The organism is Microvirga sp. (assembly GCF_014699075.1).
In the GTDB taxonomy this organism is placed as follows: domain Bacteria; phylum Pseudomonadota; class Alphaproteobacteria; order Rhizobiales; family Beijerinckiaceae; genus Microvirga.
The window spans coordinates 1-15,345 of the sequence record NZ_JACXAB010000011.1 but is presented as its reverse complement, the minus strand read 5'-3'; the positions used below and the strand labels follow the sequence as shown (position 1 = coordinate 15,345).

The window sequence follows — 15,345 nt, the reverse complement described above, 5'->3', positions numbered from 1 at the left end:
TTCCGGAGGCCCCCATGGCCGGGCATTCACAGTTCAAGAATATCATGCACCGCAAGGGCAAGGTGGACGCGGTGCGGTCCAAGGTGTTTTCCAAGCTCGCCCGCGAAATCACCGTGGCGGCCAAGATGGGCCTGCCCGATCCCGCCATGAACCCGCGCCTGCGCGCCGCGATCCTCGCCGCCCGCGCCGAGAACATGCCCAAGGACAACATCCAGCGCGCCATCAACAAGGCCTCGGGCGGCGACGCGGAGAACTACGACGAGATCCGCTACGAGGGCTACGGGCCCGGGGGCGCTGCCATCATCGTCGAGGCGATGACCGACAACCGCAACCGCACCGCTTCGGACATCCGCTCCTACTTCACCAAGAGCGGCGGCAATCTCGCTGAGACCGGCGCCGTCTCCTTCATGTTCGACCGGGTCGGCTACATCGAGTTCGGCCCGGACGTGGCCGATGCCGACGCCATGCTGGAGGCCGCCATCGATGCCGGCGCCGATGACGTGTCGTCCTCCGAGAATGGCCATGAGGTCTATTGCGACCAGGGTAATCTCAACGAGGTGACCAAGGCGCTTGAGGACAAGTTCGGCGAGCCCAAGGCGTCGAAGCTTGTCTGGAAGCCGCAGACCCCGGTGGCCGTCGACGATGAGACCGGCGAGAAGCTGATGAAGCTGATGGAATCCCTCGAGGAGCACGACGACGTCCAGAACGTCTACGGCAACTTCGAGCTCTCCGACGCCCTCATGCAGAAGATGGCGGGCTGATTTTGGCTGTGCGTCATGCCGGGGCTCGTCCCGGGCATCCACGTCATCTTAACCGTTGATGGCGTGGATGGCCGTAGAGCAATTCGGCCATGACGGTGGAGAACAACAGTGACTGAGCGCGTCCGCATCCTCGGCCTCGACCCCGGCCTGCGCAACACGGGCTGGGGCGTCATCACCGTCGAGGGGACGAAGCTCTCGTATGTCGCCTGCGGGGTCGTGACCTCGGACGGCGATCTCGATCTGGCGCTTCGCCTCAAGCAGCTCTACGACCGGCTGACGGAGGTGATCCGGACCTGGACGCCCGACGAGGTGTCGGTCGAAGAGACCTTCGTCAACAAGGACGCCCAGGCGACCCTCAAGCTCGGCCAGGCCCGCGCCATGTCCCTGCTGGTGCCAGCCCTTCACGGCCTGCCGGTGGCGGAATACGGGGCCAACCAGGTGAAGAAGACCGTGGTGGGCGTCGGTCATGCCGACAAGAACCAGGTGCAGGCCATGATCAGGATCCTCCTGCCCAAGGCCGACTTCAAGAAGGCCGACGCCGCTGACGCGCTCGCCATCGCCATCGCCCATGCTCACCAGCGGAAAGCGCGTGCTTTGGCGGCGAGCTATTAGTTTGATACAGAGGCACAAAGCGTCATCCCGGACGGCGTGAGCCGATCCGGGATCGTTTAACAAGTGAAGCGCGGGTGTCCCCTCCCTCCTTGTGGGGGAGGGCTAGGGAGGGGGGTGTCGGCGCTGAGCTGGACCAGCGTAGCGCTCGCACCCCCACCTCCAACTCCTCCCCACAAGGGGGAGGAGAGTTCTCGGGAGCAAAGACTGACGTGATCGGCAAACTCAAAGGCGTGGTGGATTCCTACGGCGAGGACTTCGTGATCCTCGACGTGCACGGAGTCGGCTATGTGGTCCATTGCTCCTCCCGCACCCTCCAGAACCTGCCGTCCACCGGCGAGGCGGCGGTTTTGTCCATCGAAACCCATGTGCGCGAGGACATGATCCGCCTCTTCGGCTTCCGGTCGGATGCCGAGCGCGAATGGTTCCGCCTGCTCCAGAGCGTCCAGGGCGTGGGCTCCAAGGTGGCGCTTGGCATCCTGTCGGTGCTCGACCCGGGCACCCTCGCGACCGCCATCGCCACCGGCGACAAGGCGTCTGTCGCCCGCGGCCCCGGCGTCGGCCCCAAGCTCGCCCAGCGCATCGTGTCGGAACTCAAGGACAAGGCTCCGGCCTTCGCTTCCGTCGATCCGGCCCTGATCCGCCTCACCGGCGCGGTCGAGGACAACTCCGCTCCGCGCCCCGTGACGGATGCCATCTCGGCGCTGGTCAATCTCGGCTATCCCCAGGTCCAGGCCTCCGCCGCCGTCGCTGCCGCTATGAAGCAGGCCGGTGAGGAGGCCGAGGCGAAGACGCTGATCCGGTTGGGCTTGAGGGAGCTGGCGCGGTGATGCAGTGGCTGCGGGTGGTCCTGATCTTTACCCTGCTTGGGCCACTTATTGCGGTCCTGACGTTGTCCACGGCCGGCTTTATGCTGAACCTCTACAAAGATCTCTCAAGAGGTAATGTGCTATCTTTCGCCTCATTGGAATGGGGACAGGTCTTCGGCGTCTACTTGTTCAGCTTGCCCTCGTCTTTCCTGCTCGGCCTTGCCGTAAGCATGCTCCCCCGTATGAGAGCGTCCTTAGAAGCGCTATCTGTCTTGGTGCTGGGCCTTATGATCAGTTTCTTTCTGCCCCTGCTTGGATTGCTTCATCCTGTCCTATTCGCCGTCCCGCTGGGACATAGATCGACGATGACCTTGGCGGTTTTGAACGCTGTTATTCTGACCTCGGCTTGCTGGTATCTCAGCAAGTACCTCAACAGACCTGCTGGAGCCTTGGCCCTGCCACCTGCTCAACCACGAAAAGCGCGAGGCTAAGACCTTGATAAGGTTCGGCCTGCGAAGACTTGGCGCATTGAGCCGTAAACGGGTGAGAATGCTCCTCGTCTTCATCGTTGTAGGGCCGATCACTGGGGTTGTCCTGTTGTCGGTTGCTGCCATGGTCGTGAAGCTGTCCGGCTATCGACCAGGAGGGGATGTTCTGGCCGCCAGTACATTCGGTTGGGAGAACATAGTCCCGATCTATCTGTTCGGTTTTCTGCCATCTGCGCTGATAGGTCTTGGCGTGGCAGCGCTGCCCAGGATGAGCGCTTGGGCCGGTGCCATATGTACGCTCGCAACCGGCTTGGCCATCGGCATTTCACCCGGTGGATGGTGGATTGCGTCAATGTCGGTGCCGCCAGGTGGCAACGGCCTCATGAATTATCTGCTTGTTGCGACGAGCGCCCTCGCGACCTTGGCATGTTGGTATGTAGCCCAGGGGCTTGATAAAGCCTCTGAGTCAAACACCCTGTAACCTCTCGACGTTCCTGTTTTGATCTTGTTAAAGATGGCGTATTACACCGGAAATGCCTATATGAAGCCTTTGGAAGGTAAGCCTCTTTGACCGATTCCCGCCGCCTGATCAGCCCCGAAAAGCGCGAGGACGATGTCGATGCATCGATCCGGCCGCTGTCGCTCGACGATTTCACGGGCCAGAAGGCCGCGCGGGCCAATCTCCAGATCTTCATCAATGCCGCCAAGGCGCGCGGCGATGCCCTCGACCACGTGCTGTTCGTCGGCCCGCCAGGTCTCGGCAAGACCACGCTGGCCCAGATCGTCGCCCGCGAGCTCGGGGTCAATTTCCGCTCGACCTCCGGCCCGGTGATCGCCAAGGCGGGCGATCTGGCGGCTCAGCTCACCAATCTCGAGGAGCGCGATGTGCTCTTCATCGATGAGATCCACCGCCTCAGCCCGGCCGTGGAGGAAATCCTCTATCCGGCCATGGAGGATTACCAGCTCGACCTGATCATCGGCGAAGGCCCGGCCGCCCGCTCGGTGAAGATCGAGCTGCCGAAATTCACGCTTGTCGGCGCCACCACCCGGGCGGGCCTGCTCACCACGCCGTTGCGCGACCGCTTCGGCATCCCGATCCGGCTTGAATTCTACACGGTCGACGAGCTGGAGCTGATTGTCCGGCGCGGCGCCCGGGTGCTGGGCTTAGGCATGAGCGAGGAGGGCGCCAACGAGATTGCGCGGCGCTCCCGCGGCACGCCGCGCATCGCCGGGCGCCTCCTGCGCCGCGTGCGCGACTTTGCCATCGTCGAAGGCGTGCAGACCGTCAGCCGCGACCTCGCCGACAAGTCCCTGCGCCTCCTCGACGTGGACCCCATCGGCCTCGATCTCATGGACCGCAAGTACCTGACCCTGGTGGCCAATTCCTTCGGCGGCGGCCCGGTGGGCATCGAGACGATTGCCGCGGCCCTGTCCGAGCCGCGCGACGCCATCGAGGACATCATCGAGCCCTACCTGATCCAGAAGGGCTTCGTGCAGCGCACCCCGCGCGGGCGTGTGCTGACGCCCCACGCCTTCAAGCACCTCGGCATTCCGGAGCCCACCCGCGAGACCGCGGCACAGTTCGGGCTGTTCGGCGGGGATGCGGATGAGTGAGCGGCGCGGTGCCAACACCTCCCCCTTGAGGGGGGAGGTCGCGCCGGAGGCGCGGGAGGGGGTGGGTAGCGCGACATCTCCGAACGCTGCGCTGCCACCCCACCCCGGATCGCTGACGCGCTCCGACCCTCCCCCACCCAAGTCGGATGTTTCCGAATTGGGCAGGCAAGAACAGATCTCGGGAACACCCGAGATCCGAGGGGAGGGTGGTTCTTGGCCCCACCTCTCCGGCTTCATGCAGGATGGCGCCCATATCCTGCCGATCCGCGTCTATTACGAAGACACGGATTTCTCGGCCCGCGTCTATCACGCGAGCTATCTCCGCTTCATGGAGCGTGGCCGCACAGAGCTGTTGCGGGCGGTCGAGGTGGCGCAGTCCGACCTTCACGCGGATATGGACGGCCTAGCCTTCGTGGTTCGCAAGATGAGCATCGATTTTTTGGGCGGCGCCGTCATGGACGACGTGCTTACCATCGTGACCCGCCCCAAGGAGATGCGCGGCGCGTCGATGACGCTGGCCCAGGAAGTCCGGCGCGGCGACGAGGTCCTGGTCACGGCCGATGTCATGGTCGCGGCCGTCCGGGGAGGGCGGGCCGTGCGGATCCCGGACGAGTTGCGGACGGCGCTGACGACCCCTTAGCGCGATGACGCGGTGTCGAGCACCGGCGGGCCTACCTTGAACCAGGCTTTCGAAATCGTCCCACCATCGACTTCGTAGATCGCAATCACATCGACGCGCCCTGGGCCCTCCGGGAAAGTGCGGGTCACCACCTCCCTGTCGACCACCAGATTGCCGACGCTCATGCGACTGATGAGATGCCCGAAGAGGTTGGGCTCCTTGAAGCGGGCCACATGGCGCTTGCGGATCTGCTCCGCGCCCTCAGCCAGGAGCTCCGACGGGAAGGCGAAGAATTGCGCATCCTCGGCCCAGAAGCTCATGAAGGCATCGATGTCCTTCGCATTGTAAGCCTCAAGCTGCTTCCGCACGACCTCGGCCGGTTCAATCTGATGCTCCACAACACGACCTCTCTCTGATCGGTCAGGATGGTATTACGCTCGTGCGTCGCCGCAAGGCGGGTTGATGGATTGGCACTGAATTGATGGTGCCGTATCGGCACGATCTCGGCGAGGTTTGCCCTCGAAGTATACCAGCTAAGATTTCCCATCAACTTCAGGCGATTCCGCCTTGTGGCAGCCGCACTTAAACCAGACCTTAACCTTACTCTGTGCCTAACAGGTGACGGTCAGGGATGATCTGCGTCTTATCCGCCGCCGCCCTTATTTTCGACAGATTCGGGGGCGAACCAGCTGTGATACAGAAACAGATTTTCCTAAGATCAATCTGCGGTGAGCCTTGGGAACACTCAAGGCTGCTCGAAGAGCGAGGACGAGATTCATGAATCCGGCTGATGTGGCCCAGGCCGCTCCTGTGGCCCACGACCTGTCCTTCTTTGGCCTGTTCTGGCAGGCCCATTTCATCGTCAAGCTCGTGATGATCGGCCTGCTGGCGGCCTCCGTCTGGTGCTGGGCCATCATCGTCAACAAGACGCTGCTCTACAGCCGCACCAAGCGCGCGATGGACCGGTTCGAGGACGTGTTCTGGTCAGGCCAGTCCCTGGAGGAGCTCTACCGCAATCTGCAGAGCCGTCCGGCCACGGGTCTGGCTGCCGTGTTCGTCGCCGCCATGCGCGAGTGGAAGCGCTCCTTCGAGGGCTCAGGACGCTCGTTCCAGAGCCTGCCGCAGCGCATCGACAAGGTGCTCGACGTGACCATCCAGCGCGAGGTGGAGCGGCTCAACGCGCGCCTGACGGTGCTGGCCTCCATCGGCTCGGCTGGTCCCTATATCGGCCTCTTCGGCACGGTGGTGGGCATCATGAATTCCTTCACGTCGATCGCCGCCTCCAAGAACACGAGCCTTGCGGTCGTGGCTCCCGGCATCGCCGAGGCGCTGTTTGCCACCGCCATCGGCCTGTTCGCGGCCATTCCGGCGGTGCTGGCCTACAACAAGCTGAACTCGGAAGTGGGCAAGCTGCAGTCGCGGCTCGAGGGCTTCGCCGACGAGTTCTCGGCCATCCTGTCCCGTCAGGTGGACGAGCGCATCGGCCACGCCGGCCGCTCCCCCGCCAACGCGGCTTAAGGGGGATTCGGCATGGCCATGATGGCAGGATCGGCAGGAGGCGGGCGCCGCCGCAGGCGCTCCCGGCAGGCGGGCGTGATCAACGAGATCAACATGACGCCGTTCATCGACGTCATGCTGGTGCTGCTCATCATCTTCATGGTGGCGGCACCGATGATGACGGCGGGCGTGCCGCTCGACCTGCCGCAGACCAAGGCCGCGCCGCTCAATTCCGACTCGACGCCCGTGACCCTGTCGATCAAGGCCAACGGCCAGGTCTTCCTCGGAGAGGCGGAGCTGACGGACGAGGCCATCGTCGGCAAGCTCGCCGAGGTGTCCAAGGCGGGCTTCGACGAGCGGGTCTTCGTGCGCGGCGACAAGAAGGTGGATTACGGACGCGTCGCCCAGGTGATGTCGATCGTGACCACGGCCGGCTACAAGCGCGTCGCTCTCGTGACCGAGATCGACCAGCGCTGAGCCGATTGAGAGCAAGGGGCAAACACACGTGGCGTTGAAGCTGAAATTCAGCACTTCCGAGCCGGGCTTCTGGGTCTCGGGCGTCGCGCATGCGGCGCTGCTGACGGCTGCCATGATCGGCCTGTCGTCCGTGGCCGAATTTCCCGAAGCGCAGGAAGGCATCCCGGTCGAGGTCATCACCGATGCCCAGCTCTCGCAGATCACCAAGGGCGAGACCAACGCCAAGACGCCACAGCCGAAGCCCCGCGCCGAGCGCGTCGCCGACAAGACCGAACTGAAGGATCCCGGCGAGGACAAGCGCGATGCGCCCGCCCCGCCGAAGCGTCCGGCCGAGATGAAGGTCGCCGACAAGGAAGAGCCGGTCGCCGCTCAGTCTCCGCCGCCCGCGCCGCCGACCCGCTCGCAGGAAGACAAAGCCGCCGAGGCCAAGGCCGCGGAGGAAAAGCAGCTGCGCGAGAAGGCCGAAGCCGAGGCCATCGAGAAGGCCAAGGCGGCCGAGCTAGCCAAGGTCGAGGCGGAGGCCAAGGCAAAGGCGCAAGCCGAGGCGAAAGCCAAAGCCGAGGCCGAAGCCAGGAAGGTCGCCGAGGCCAAAGCGAAGGCCGAGGCGGACGCGAAGGCAAAGGCGGAAGCCGAGGCGAAGAAGCTTGCGGAAGCCAAGGCCAAGGAAGAGGCCGAATCCAAGGCGCGCAAGGAGGCGCAGGTTGCCAAGAAGCTCGATATGGGCGACCTGAAGCAGTTCCTCGACAGCAAGGACAAGAGCCAGTCCACCGGCGCGACCGGCGCGGAGGTCCAGAAGACCGCCTCGCTCGGAACGGCGACAGGATCGGCCGCGAAGCTCTCGCCCAGTCTCCGTGATGCCCTCATCGGCATTCTCGTGTCGCAGATCGAACGCTGCTACAGCGCGCCGATTGCGGCCTCAGGCGGACAGGTCACGGCGCCGGTTCTCGATATCCGCCTGAATCAGGACGGTTCGCTCAGCACCGACCCGCGGGTCCTTCAAGCCGGAAGCTCATCGACCGATCGCGCGGTGGCGGATGCAGCCGTCAGGGCCATCCGCAAGTGCCGCCAGTTCGAGATCCCGGCGAAATTCGCGCCCTATTACACCGACTGGAAAGTGTTGAACGTCCAGTTCGATCCTCCCCTCTCTTAAAGCCCATCAAAGCTTGAGACAGCATCCCATGATCACTCGCCTCATCTCCCGTCTTCTCGTCGCGCTGGCCGTTGTCCTGCCGATGGCGGCAATTACCCCATCGGCTCAGGCGCAGCTCTCGTTCCGCGTTGGACCGGGCGGGCAGTTTCAGCCCATGCCCATCGCCGTTGCCGACTTCTCCGGCGAAGGCGACATGGGGCAGCGCGTGTCTGGCATCATCGGCAACAACCTGCAGCGCTCAGGGTACTTCGCGCCGCTCGACAAGTCGCGCTTTCCCGAGCGCCCGTCCTTCGATGCAGCGCCCCGCTTCGATGCCTGGAAGATGGCCGGCGCCCAGGCGCTCGTAACGGGCCGAGTCTCCCGCGATCCTGCGGGCCGCCTGCGCACCGAGTTCCGCCTGTGGGACATCGAGACGGGCCAGCAGCTTACGGGCCAGCAATATGTGACGGATGCCAATTTCTGGCGCCGCATCGGCCACATCATCTCGGACGCGGTCTACACCAAGGTCACGGGCTTCGGCGGCTTCTTCGACACGCGCATCGTGTTCGTCGATGAATCGGGCCCGAAGGAGAACCGCCGCAAGCGCCTCGCCATCATGGATCAGGACGGTGCGAACGTGCGCTACCTGACTCAAGGAGACACCTCCGTGGTGGCGCCGCGCTATTCGCCGGCCACGCAGGACATCACCTACATGTCCCAGGTCGAGGGCCAGCAGCCGCGCGTTCAGGTGATCAACCTCGAATCCGGTTCGCGCCAGGTGCTCGGAAACTTCCCAGACATGGCGTCTTCGCCGCGCTTCGGACCTGAGGGCAATCGCATCGTCATGAGCCTGCAGCAGGGCGGCAATGCCAACATCTTCATGATGAATCTCGGCTCGCAGGCCACCACGCGCCTGACTTCGACGCCCGCCATCGACACCTCGCCGTCCTTCTCGCCGGACGGCAAGCAGATCGTGTTCGAGAGCGACCGCGGCGGCAAGCAGCAGATCTACGTGATGAACGTGGACGGCTCCGACCAGCGCCGCATCTCCTTCGGCGACGGCTCCTACTCGCAGCCGGCCTGGTCGCCGCGCGGCGACTACATCGCCTTCACGAAGCAGCGCGCCGGGGGCTTTGCCATCGGCATCATGAAGCCCGACGGCTCGGGGGAGCGCATCCTCACGGAAGGCTTCCACAACGAGAGCCCGACCTGGGCGCCCAATGGCCAGTACATCCTGTTCTTCCGCGATCCCGGCGGGCAGGCCGGCGGCAAGCTCTACATGGTCGATATCACCGGCCGCGTGGAGCAGCCCGTCCCGACGCCGTCCTTCGCGTCCGACCCGACCTGGTCGCCGCTGCTGAGCGAGAGCCGGCAGAGCAACTGATAAAGGAAAAGGGCGCTTCTAGAGCATCGTGCGGAAAAGTGGACCCGGTTTTCCGCACAAACGATGCTCTCATTCAAGAAGGAAGCATCGGACCCAAAAGTGGACTCCACTTTTGGGTCCGATGCTTTAGCGCCCTTTTACATTCAGGCCCGCAGCGAGGCTGAGCCACTGCTGTTGTCTCTGCGGCCTTTCAGCTTGAAGGCGAGCACCAGAAGGCCGATGCCGAAGACGAGCGCATAGGCGCCGAGCCACCAGGTCAGCACCACGGCGCCCACAAGCGGAGCGACCAGGAGCGCGATCCCGAACAACACCGACACGATGCCGCTGAAGATGAGCCAGCCGCGCCCGTATTCGGGGTTGAGCTTGAAGGCGGCGACGATCATCAGAACGCCCGTGATCAGCGACCACACGGCCACCAGGGTGACGAAGAACAGAACCGTCAGGCCCGGCATGGCGAAAGCGACGATGCCGACCAGGATGTTGAGGACGCCCTCCAGGATCAGCAGGCCCCAGCGCTGGTGGTTGGACGCGGCCCTGATCCCGGACACGATGCCGAAGACCCCGTCGACCAGCATGTAGGCCGAGAAGAACAGCACGAGGGACAGGATCGTCGCGCCTGGTGAGAACAACGCAATGAGCGCGAACACGATGGCAAAGACCCCGCGCAGGGCCACGGCCCACCAGTTCTGCGCCAGGAGCGAACTCATGGCCTGGATGCGATCTAAGGAATGGGTCGAACCGGAGGGGCCTGATGCCATGGGGATCTCCTCGTCAATCGGGATGCGGCTGCCCTGCGTGACGTCAACGCCAAGCTTAGGCGCCGGTTTCCTTTTATTCCCCGAGGGAAGTTTCCGGCGAGGCTTCCCTCTCCTTGATCTTGGTCAACCTTCGCCTCAGGGCGAGCTTGCGGCGCCTCAGGCGCACGCGCCGCTTCAGACGAAAGGCCCGAATGAGGAGAGCAAGGCTCAGCCACACGAGGCCGATGACCACCGGCGATATGATCAGGACCGGAAAGAAGGTGATGAGCGCGGCGAGCGCCAGCAGGGCGAAGCCGATGATGGCGACACTGCTCGCCTCGGTGGCGGTGAGCGATCGCGAATAGACCGACTTGCCGAGGGTGGTGGACAGGGCCAGGGCACCGGCCGCAAGTCTTCGCACGCCACCCTTCGTATAGCGATGCCCACGACGGGAGCGCATCTTCTTCGCCTGACGGCGGCGCGACTGCCAGCCGGGAACGATCTCCGTCGCGTTGGCGAGGTCCTCGAGATACATCGCCTCCATGGCCTCGGCAAACTGCGTATCCTCGACGACGACATCGAGCTCCCAGTTGGTGGCCCAGCTCGCGAGATTCAGGTTGGTGGAGCCGACACGGGACCATCGCCCGTCTGCGACGGCGGTCTTGGCGTGGAGCATCGAACCGTTCCATTCGTAGACGCGGATCCCCGCCTCGATGAGGGAACGGTAGCCGGCCCGGACCACGGGCTGGAGCGCAGGAACGTCGCTTGATCCCGGCACCAGGATGCGCACGTCCACCCCGTCCCGCGCGGCTTCGCCCAAAGCTTGCACATAGGAGGTGGTTGCGACGAAATAGGCGTCGGTCAGCCACAGGTTACGCTGTGCGGTGGCCGCGATGAACTGATCGACCCGGTACGTGCGCAGCATCCCCGGCTCGCCGCTGATGACACGAGCGGCCATCGTGCCCGCCGGCGGGGTCAGGTCGGGGTGGGGCAGTTCGGATTTCGGGATCGGCCGCATGCCGGCGAGCCGCCAGGTCTCCGCGAAGGCTGCATCGAGATCGGCCACCACAGGGCCTTCCAGGCATATCCCGGTGTCGCGCCAGGGGGCATGACCGTCCCGGCCGACCCAGTTATCCGAAATGCACAGGCCCGACACGAAACCGATGCGCCCGTCGACGGTGATCACCTTGCGGTGATCGCGCCGAACCCAAAACGGGTCCGTCAACCGCGGCGGGTTGAAGACCTTGGCTTCAACGCCGGCCCCGCGCAGGCGCTTCCAATAGCCGGGAAGGGCCCGGAACGATGAGCCGAGCCAGTCGTAGAGCACCCGCACCTTCACGCCGGCTCGGGCCCTCTCCATGAGCGCATCGGCAAATGCGCGCCCGCTCTCGTCGTCGGCGATGATGAAGTTCTCGAAATGGATGACGTCTTTCGCCGAGCGGATGGCTTCAAGCCAGGCCGGATAGTTTTCCCGCGAGTCCCTGAGCAGCGACACCGCATTGCCGTGCCGCAGGTCGCTGTCGGCGATGCGCGCGAAAGCGCGCTCCAGACGCAGGTCGTCGAGGGCCTTGCGGTAGGGCTGTCCAAGGGTGCCGGGCGGGGTCGTCACGATATTCATGACCTCTCAACGCGTGAGACAGGCAATCGGCAGCAGCCTAGCTTCCGTCCGCTTTCCTAACGACAGATATATGGTCTCCGGCCGGAATTCATTCACGGTTGATTTACCCTAATCCCAACTTCCACAACTTGGCCATAATTCACCTTAATCCCCGGGTCTCTCTCCTCGGTTGACGGAACCCTCCCTTAACCATCCTCCCGATATGAAAGACACAACGTTCGGCAAACGTATGTGTAAGGAGTATTGCCAATGATGACGCTGCGCGCCGTCAAGTTCGCCGCTGCACTCGTCCTCGCCCTCGGGGCGGCGGCGTGTTCGTCCAACAAAGATGAGATGGCCGGCGGAGCCGGTGGCTTCGGAGCCGGCGGTGCCGCCACCCCCGGCAGCGCCCAGGATTTCGTCGTCAACGTGGGTGACCGCGTGTTCTTCGAGACCGACTCGACGGACCTGACCCCCACGGCTGTGTCGACCCTCGACAAGCAGGCCCAGTGGCTGCAGCGCTACCCGCAATACACCTTCATCCTTGAAGGTCATGCGGACGAGCGCGGCACCCGCGAGTACAACTTCTCGCTCTCCGCCCGCCGCTCCCAGGTTGTCCGCGACTACCTGATCTCCCGCGGCATCCCGGGCAATCGCTTCCGCACCGTGTCCTACGGCAAGGAGCGCCCGGTGGCGGTCTGCAACGACATCTCCTGCTGGTCGCAGAACCGGCGCGCGGTGACGGTGCTCGGCAACGGCGCCGGGGCATAAGGCCTCACCGGCTTAAAGTCTCGTGAAACAGCAGAGCGCCGCCACATTCTCGCCGTGGCGGCGCTTTTGTGTTATCGGCCCCTCCGCCCTGGATCCTTACGGTATTCCCAGCATGTTGCGACGCCTGTTTGTCTTTTTCGCCTTTGCCCTGGCTCTGGCCGCCACTTCGGTTCTCCCTGCCGCTGCGCAGGATGCTGCCGATGCAATCGTGCGCCTGAACCGGCTCGAGAGCCAGTTCCGGCAGATCTCCGGCCAGATGGAGCAGCTCCAGTACGAGAACCGTCAGCTGAAGGAACAGCTGCGCAAGTTCCAGGAGGATGTGGAGTTCCGGTTCCAGGAGGGACGTGGCGGCAGCAGCTCCAAGCCCGCTCCCGCGCCGTCCACCACAACCCCGTCGCGTCCTACCCCGCCTCCGGCGCAGCCGGCGCCAGCCCAGCCGCAGCGCCGCAGCGACGTGTTCGATCCGTCTGAGGCGCCGAGCGCCCCCGGCGCACCCCGGCCCCTCGGCTCGACCCCGCCGTCGGCGCCGCTCGCTCAAGCCGATGCGGGCCGTCCGCTGCCGCTTCCGGGTGGGCAGCTGGCCGGGATCGGCGAGCTGATCGAGCAGGATGACCCTGAGGGCGCCCCGCTCGACCAGCATGCCGACGACCAGCCGGCCCTGCCTCAGGGCGCCATCACCGAGCGCGCCAATCCCAGCGTGGCGGCGACAAGTGTCGGCAATCCCCGGTCGGACTTCGACACCGCCTATACCTCCTTCACGCAGAAGCAATATGATCAGGCGGAGATGAGCTTCCGCCGCTTCCTGCAATCCAACCCCCGCGACAAGCTCGTGCCGGAAGCCACCTTCTGGCTCGGCGAGACCTATCTCGTCCGCAACCGGTATCGCGAGGCCGCCGAGCAGTTCCTGAACGTCTCGGCCGAGCATCCGGATACGCCCAAGGCGCCCGATGCCCTGCTGCGGCTCGGCATCTCCCTGAATGGCCTCGGGGCCAAGGATCGCGCCTGTGCGGTGTTCTCCGAACTCGACCGCAAATATCCGCAGGCCTCCGCTCCCGTCCGCCAGGCCTCCGAGCGCGAGCAGAAGCGGATCAAGTGCAGCTGATCCGCTGACCTAGCAGGCCCTTACCCCGTGGCCCCTATCTCGCCCCCCGATGATCCGCTCTCGGATGAAGGGCTTGAGCGTCTCTTTTCTTCTTTGAATCCGGCCTCCGGTATCCTCATCGCCGTTTCGGGCGGTCCGGACTCCATAGCCCTCATGTACGGCCTCGCCCGCTGGGCCTCCCTCGGAGACCGTCCCACAATCTCCGTCGCAACCGTCGATCATGGTCTGCGGCCCGAAGCCGCCGACGAGGCTGCCTTCGTGGCGCGCGAGGCCGCTCAACTAGGTCTGCCACACCGGACGCTCGTGTGGAGCGGACAAAAGCCCGCGACCGGAATCCAGGAGGCCGCCCGCGAGGCGCGCTATCACCTCTTGGTCGAGCATGCCCGCGAGATGGCAGCCTCCCATCTCGTCACGGGTCATACCCTCGACGACCAGGCCGAAACGGTGATGATGCGCCTTTCGCGCGGCTCGGGCCTGCAGGGCCTTGCCGGTATGCGCCGGGAAACGGACCGGCAGGGCATCCAGCATGTGCGGCCGCTCCTCGGCATTTCGAAATCACATCTTCTCGATCATTGCCGGCAGCACGACTGGCGCTTCGTCACCGATCCGTCGAACCAGGATGAGCGCTATGCCCGCGTGCGCTGGCGCAGGCTGATGCCGCTCCTTGCTGCGGAGGGGCTCACCGCCGAGCGGCTGGCTCGCCTGGCGGAGAGGGCTGCCCAGGCCGATGAGGCCCTCGACATCAAAGCCAGGGAAGCCTTCGACCGGGGCGAACCGCGTCTCGAAGCCGGGACCCTGTCGTTTCAGGCGCGGATCCTGACGAGCGAGCCCTTCGACATTGCCTTGCGTGTGCTGGAGCTGGCCTTGATGCAGGCGGGCCTGAAACTCGACAACAGCCGTCTTCACCGGCTCGAGGCCTGCACGGAGCGCCTGCGGCAGGCGGCCGGGGCCGGGGAGGCGCTGAGCCTCACCATCGCGGGCGCTCATCTGCGTCTGACCCAGGCCGGACAGGTCTCTGTGGGGCCGGAACCGCCACGCCAGCGAGGCCGTTAGCCGAATCTCCTGGCTCAGGCTATCGGATGATGCGGCATGCACGTCGCATTCCCTTGGCAAGGCGGGACGGTATGCCTACATTGAGTTTAGCCGCGCGGGGAGTCTCCTCTCGCTTTCTCTCCCTCTGGGGCAGAACCTGATCAAATGAATTCAAATTTCCGCAACTTCGCCCTCTGGGTGGTGATCTTCCTCCTTGTGCTGGCGCTCGTGACCCTGTTCCAGAGCCCCGGTCAGCGGGGCGGCGGCAGCGACATCGCCTATAGCCAGCTCCTCAGCGAGGCCGATGCCGGGCGCATCACCAGCGTGGTCATCTCCGGCCCCGAGATCAGCGGCACCTATACGGACGGCCGCACCTTCACGACCTACGCGCCGAGCGACCCCATGCTGGTCACGAAGCTGCAACAGAAGGGCGTCTCGATCACGGCCCGTCCGCAGTCGGATTCCACCCCCTGGTTTATCGCAGTGCTCATGAACATCCTGCCCATCGCGCTCTTCATCGGCGCCTGGGTGTTCCTGTCGCGCCAGATGCAGAGCGGCGCCGGCCGGGCCATGGGCTTCGGCAAGTCCAAGGCGAAGCTCCTCACCGAAGCGCATGGCCGCGTCACCTTCGACGACGTTGCGGGCATCGACGAGGCCAAGGAAGACCTGCAGGAGGTTGTGGAGTTCCTGCGCGATCCCCAGAAGTTCCAGCGCCTCGG

Annotated in this window: 18 protein-coding genes; 15 read left to right on the top strand and 3 right to left on the bottom strand. The window is 64.6% G+C overall.

All coding sequences use genetic code 11. The annotated features are described in order from the left end of the window. Positions 1–14 precede the first annotated feature (14 nt). From IC232_RS16615 to ybgC, 7 genes are all read left to right on the top strand, one after another. Positions 15–761 (top strand): YebC/PmpR family DNA-binding transcriptional regulator, encoded by a 747-nt coding sequence (locus IC232_RS16615; RefSeq protein ID WP_190846100.1) that lies wholly within the window; start codon positions 15–17, stop codon positions 759–761. 108 nt (positions 762–869) lie between these two features. Continuing rightward, the gene (gene ruvC / locus IC232_RS16610; RefSeq protein WP_190846099.1) at positions 870–1,373 is read left to right on the top strand and encodes a crossover junction endodeoxyribonuclease RuvC; all 504 of its coding nucleotides are present in this window, start codon (positions 870–872) and stop codon (positions 1,371–1,373) included. Positions 1,374–1,582: 209 nt separating this feature from the next. Continuing rightward, a complete protein-coding gene (ruvA, locus tag IC232_RS16605; protein WP_190846098.1) occupies positions 1,583–2,200 on the top strand; it encodes a Holliday junction branch migration protein RuvA in 618 nt (205 codons plus the stop codon). After that, positions 2,197–2,670, top strand: coding sequence for a hypothetical protein (locus IC232_RS16600; RefSeq protein WP_190846097.1), 474 nt, complete (start codon positions 2,197–2,199; stop codon positions 2,668–2,670). Before ruvA ends, IC232_RS16600 begins: the two co-directional genes overlap by 4 nt. A gap of 58 nt (positions 2,671–2,728) precedes the next feature. Then, on the top strand, positions 2,729–3,148 hold the full coding sequence (locus IC232_RS16595) for a hypothetical protein (protein ID WP_190846096.1): 420 nt from the start codon (positions 2,729–2,731) through the stop codon (positions 3,146–3,148). Positions 3,149–3,234: 86 nt separating this feature from the next. After that, positions 3,235–4,281 carry a Holliday junction branch migration DNA helicase RuvB gene (gene ruvB / locus IC232_RS16590; RefSeq protein ID WP_190846095.1) on the top strand — a complete coding sequence of 349 codons (1,047 nt, stop codon included), beginning with the start codon at positions 3,235–3,237 and terminating at the stop codon, positions 4,279–4,281. A 235-nt stretch (positions 4,282–4,516) separates the two neighbouring features. Further along, the gene (gene ybgC, locus IC232_RS16585) at positions 4,517–4,921 is read left to right on the top strand and encodes a tol-pal system-associated acyl-CoA thioesterase (RefSeq protein WP_190846201.1); all 405 of its coding nucleotides are present in this window, start codon (positions 4,517–4,519) and stop codon (positions 4,919–4,921) included. On the opposite strand, the gene IC232_RS16580 is transcribed toward ybgC, so the two are convergent. Further along, positions 4,918–5,298, bottom strand: coding sequence for a nuclear transport factor 2 family protein (locus IC232_RS16580; protein ID WP_190846094.1), 381 nt, complete (start codon positions 5,296–5,298; stop codon positions 4,918–4,920). The two genes, ybgC and IC232_RS16580, sit on opposite strands and share 4 nt — an antisense overlap. Positions 5,299–5,677: 379 nt before the next feature. On the opposite strand from IC232_RS16580, the gene tolQ reads away from it, so the two are divergent. From tolQ to tolB, 4 genes are read left to right on the top strand one after another with little or no spacing between them, the layout of a single operon-like run. Next, positions 5,678–6,418 carry a protein TolQ gene (tolQ, locus tag IC232_RS16575; protein ID WP_190846093.1) on the top strand — a complete coding sequence of 247 codons (741 nt, stop codon included), beginning with the start codon at positions 5,678–5,680 and terminating at the stop codon, positions 6,416–6,418. Positions 6,419–6,430: 12 nt separating this feature from the next. Further along, positions 6,431–6,874, top strand: a complete 444-nt coding sequence (locus IC232_RS16570; RefSeq protein ID WP_036348222.1) for an ExbD/TolR family protein — start codon at positions 6,431–6,433, stop codon at positions 6,872–6,874. 28 nt (positions 6,875–6,902) lie between these two features. Further along, the gene (gene tolA, locus IC232_RS16565; protein ID WP_312895184.1) at positions 6,903–8,024 is read left to right on the top strand and encodes a cell envelope integrity protein TolA; all 1,122 of its coding nucleotides are present in this window, start codon (positions 6,903–6,905) and stop codon (positions 8,022–8,024) included. Between the two features lie 28 nt (positions 8,025–8,052). Continuing rightward, positions 8,053–9,387 (top strand): Tol-Pal system beta propeller repeat protein TolB, encoded by a 1,335-nt coding sequence (tolB, locus tag IC232_RS16560; protein ID WP_190846092.1) that lies wholly within the window; start codon positions 8,053–8,055, stop codon positions 9,385–9,387. Between the two features lie 143 nt (positions 9,388–9,530). Here tolB and IC232_RS16555 read toward each other — a convergent pair whose 3' ends face one another. Together IC232_RS16555 and IC232_RS16550 are read right to left on the bottom strand one after the other, a co-directional pair. Then, positions 9,531–10,145, bottom strand: a complete 615-nt coding sequence (locus IC232_RS16555; protein WP_190846091.1) for an HdeD family acid-resistance protein — start codon at positions 10,143–10,145, stop codon at positions 9,531–9,533. A 73-nt stretch (positions 10,146–10,218) separates the two neighbouring features. Continuing rightward, a complete protein-coding gene (locus tag IC232_RS16550; protein WP_190846090.1) occupies positions 10,219–11,742 on the bottom strand; it encodes a phospholipase D-like domain-containing protein in 1,524 nt (507 codons plus the stop codon). 249 nt (positions 11,743–11,991) lie between these two features. On the opposite strand from IC232_RS16550, the gene pal reads away from it, so the two are divergent. From pal to IC232_RS16530, 4 genes are all read left to right on the top strand, one after another. Then, the gene (pal, locus tag IC232_RS16545; protein ID WP_190846089.1) at positions 11,992–12,492 is read left to right on the top strand and encodes a peptidoglycan-associated lipoprotein Pal; all 501 of its coding nucleotides are present in this window, start codon (positions 11,992–11,994) and stop codon (positions 12,490–12,492) included. A 112-nt stretch (positions 12,493–12,604) separates the two neighbouring features. Then, complete coding sequence (ybgF, locus tag IC232_RS16540; RefSeq protein WP_190846199.1) at positions 12,605–13,594, top strand: tol-pal system protein YbgF; 990 nt, start codon at positions 12,605–12,607, stop codon at positions 13,592–13,594. Positions 13,595–13,621: 27 nt separating this feature from the next. Continuing rightward, complete coding sequence (gene tilS / locus IC232_RS16535) at positions 13,622–14,647, top strand: tRNA lysidine(34) synthetase TilS (protein WP_190846088.1); 1,026 nt, start codon at positions 13,622–13,624, stop codon at positions 14,645–14,647. 144 nt (positions 14,648–14,791) lie between these two features. Beyond that, positions 14,792–15,345, top strand: a 554-nt coding sequence (locus IC232_RS16530; protein WP_190846087.1) for an ATP-dependent metallopeptidase FtsH/Yme1/Tma family protein, incomplete at its 3' end; no start/stop codon positions are given.

What these genes read in the sequence shown, in the direction of transcription:
- IC232_RS16615 (WP_190846100.1), top strand. Translation starts at nt 15, where the DNA reads ATGGCCGGGCATTCACAGTTCAAGAATATCATGCACCGCAAGGGCAAG.
- IC232_RS16595 (WP_190846096.1), top strand. Translation starts at nt 2,729, where the DNA reads ATGCTCCTCGTCTTCATCGTTGTAGGGCCGATCACTGGGGTTGTCCTG.
- ybgC (WP_190846201.1), top strand. Translation starts at nt 4,517, where the DNA reads ATGCAGGATGGCGCCCATATCCTGCCGATCCGCGTCTATTACGAAGAC.
- tolQ (WP_190846093.1), top strand. Translation starts at nt 5,678, where the DNA reads ATGAATCCGGCTGATGTGGCCCAGGCCGCTCCTGTGGCCCACGACCTG.
- IC232_RS16570 (WP_036348222.1), top strand. Translation starts at nt 6,431, where the DNA reads ATGGCCATGATGGCAGGATCGGCAGGAGGCGGGCGCCGCCGCAGGCGC.
- tolB (WP_190846092.1), top strand. Translation starts at nt 8,053, where the DNA reads ATGATCACTCGCCTCATCTCCCGTCTTCTCGTCGCGCTGGCCGTTGTC.
- IC232_RS16555 (WP_190846091.1), bottom strand. Translation starts at nt 10,145, where the DNA reads ATGGCATCAGGCCCCTCCGGTTCGACCCATTCCTTAGATCGCATCCAG.
- IC232_RS16550 (WP_190846090.1), bottom strand. Translation starts at nt 11,742, where the DNA reads ATGAATATCGTGACGACCCCGCCCGGCACCCTTGGACAGCCCTACCGC.
- pal (WP_190846089.1), top strand. Translation starts at nt 11,992, where the DNA reads ATGATGACGCTGCGCGCCGTCAAGTTCGCCGCTGCACTCGTCCTCGCC.
- ybgF (WP_190846199.1), top strand. Translation starts at nt 12,605, where the DNA reads ATGTTGCGACGCCTGTTTGTCTTTTTCGCCTTTGCCCTGGCTCTGGCC.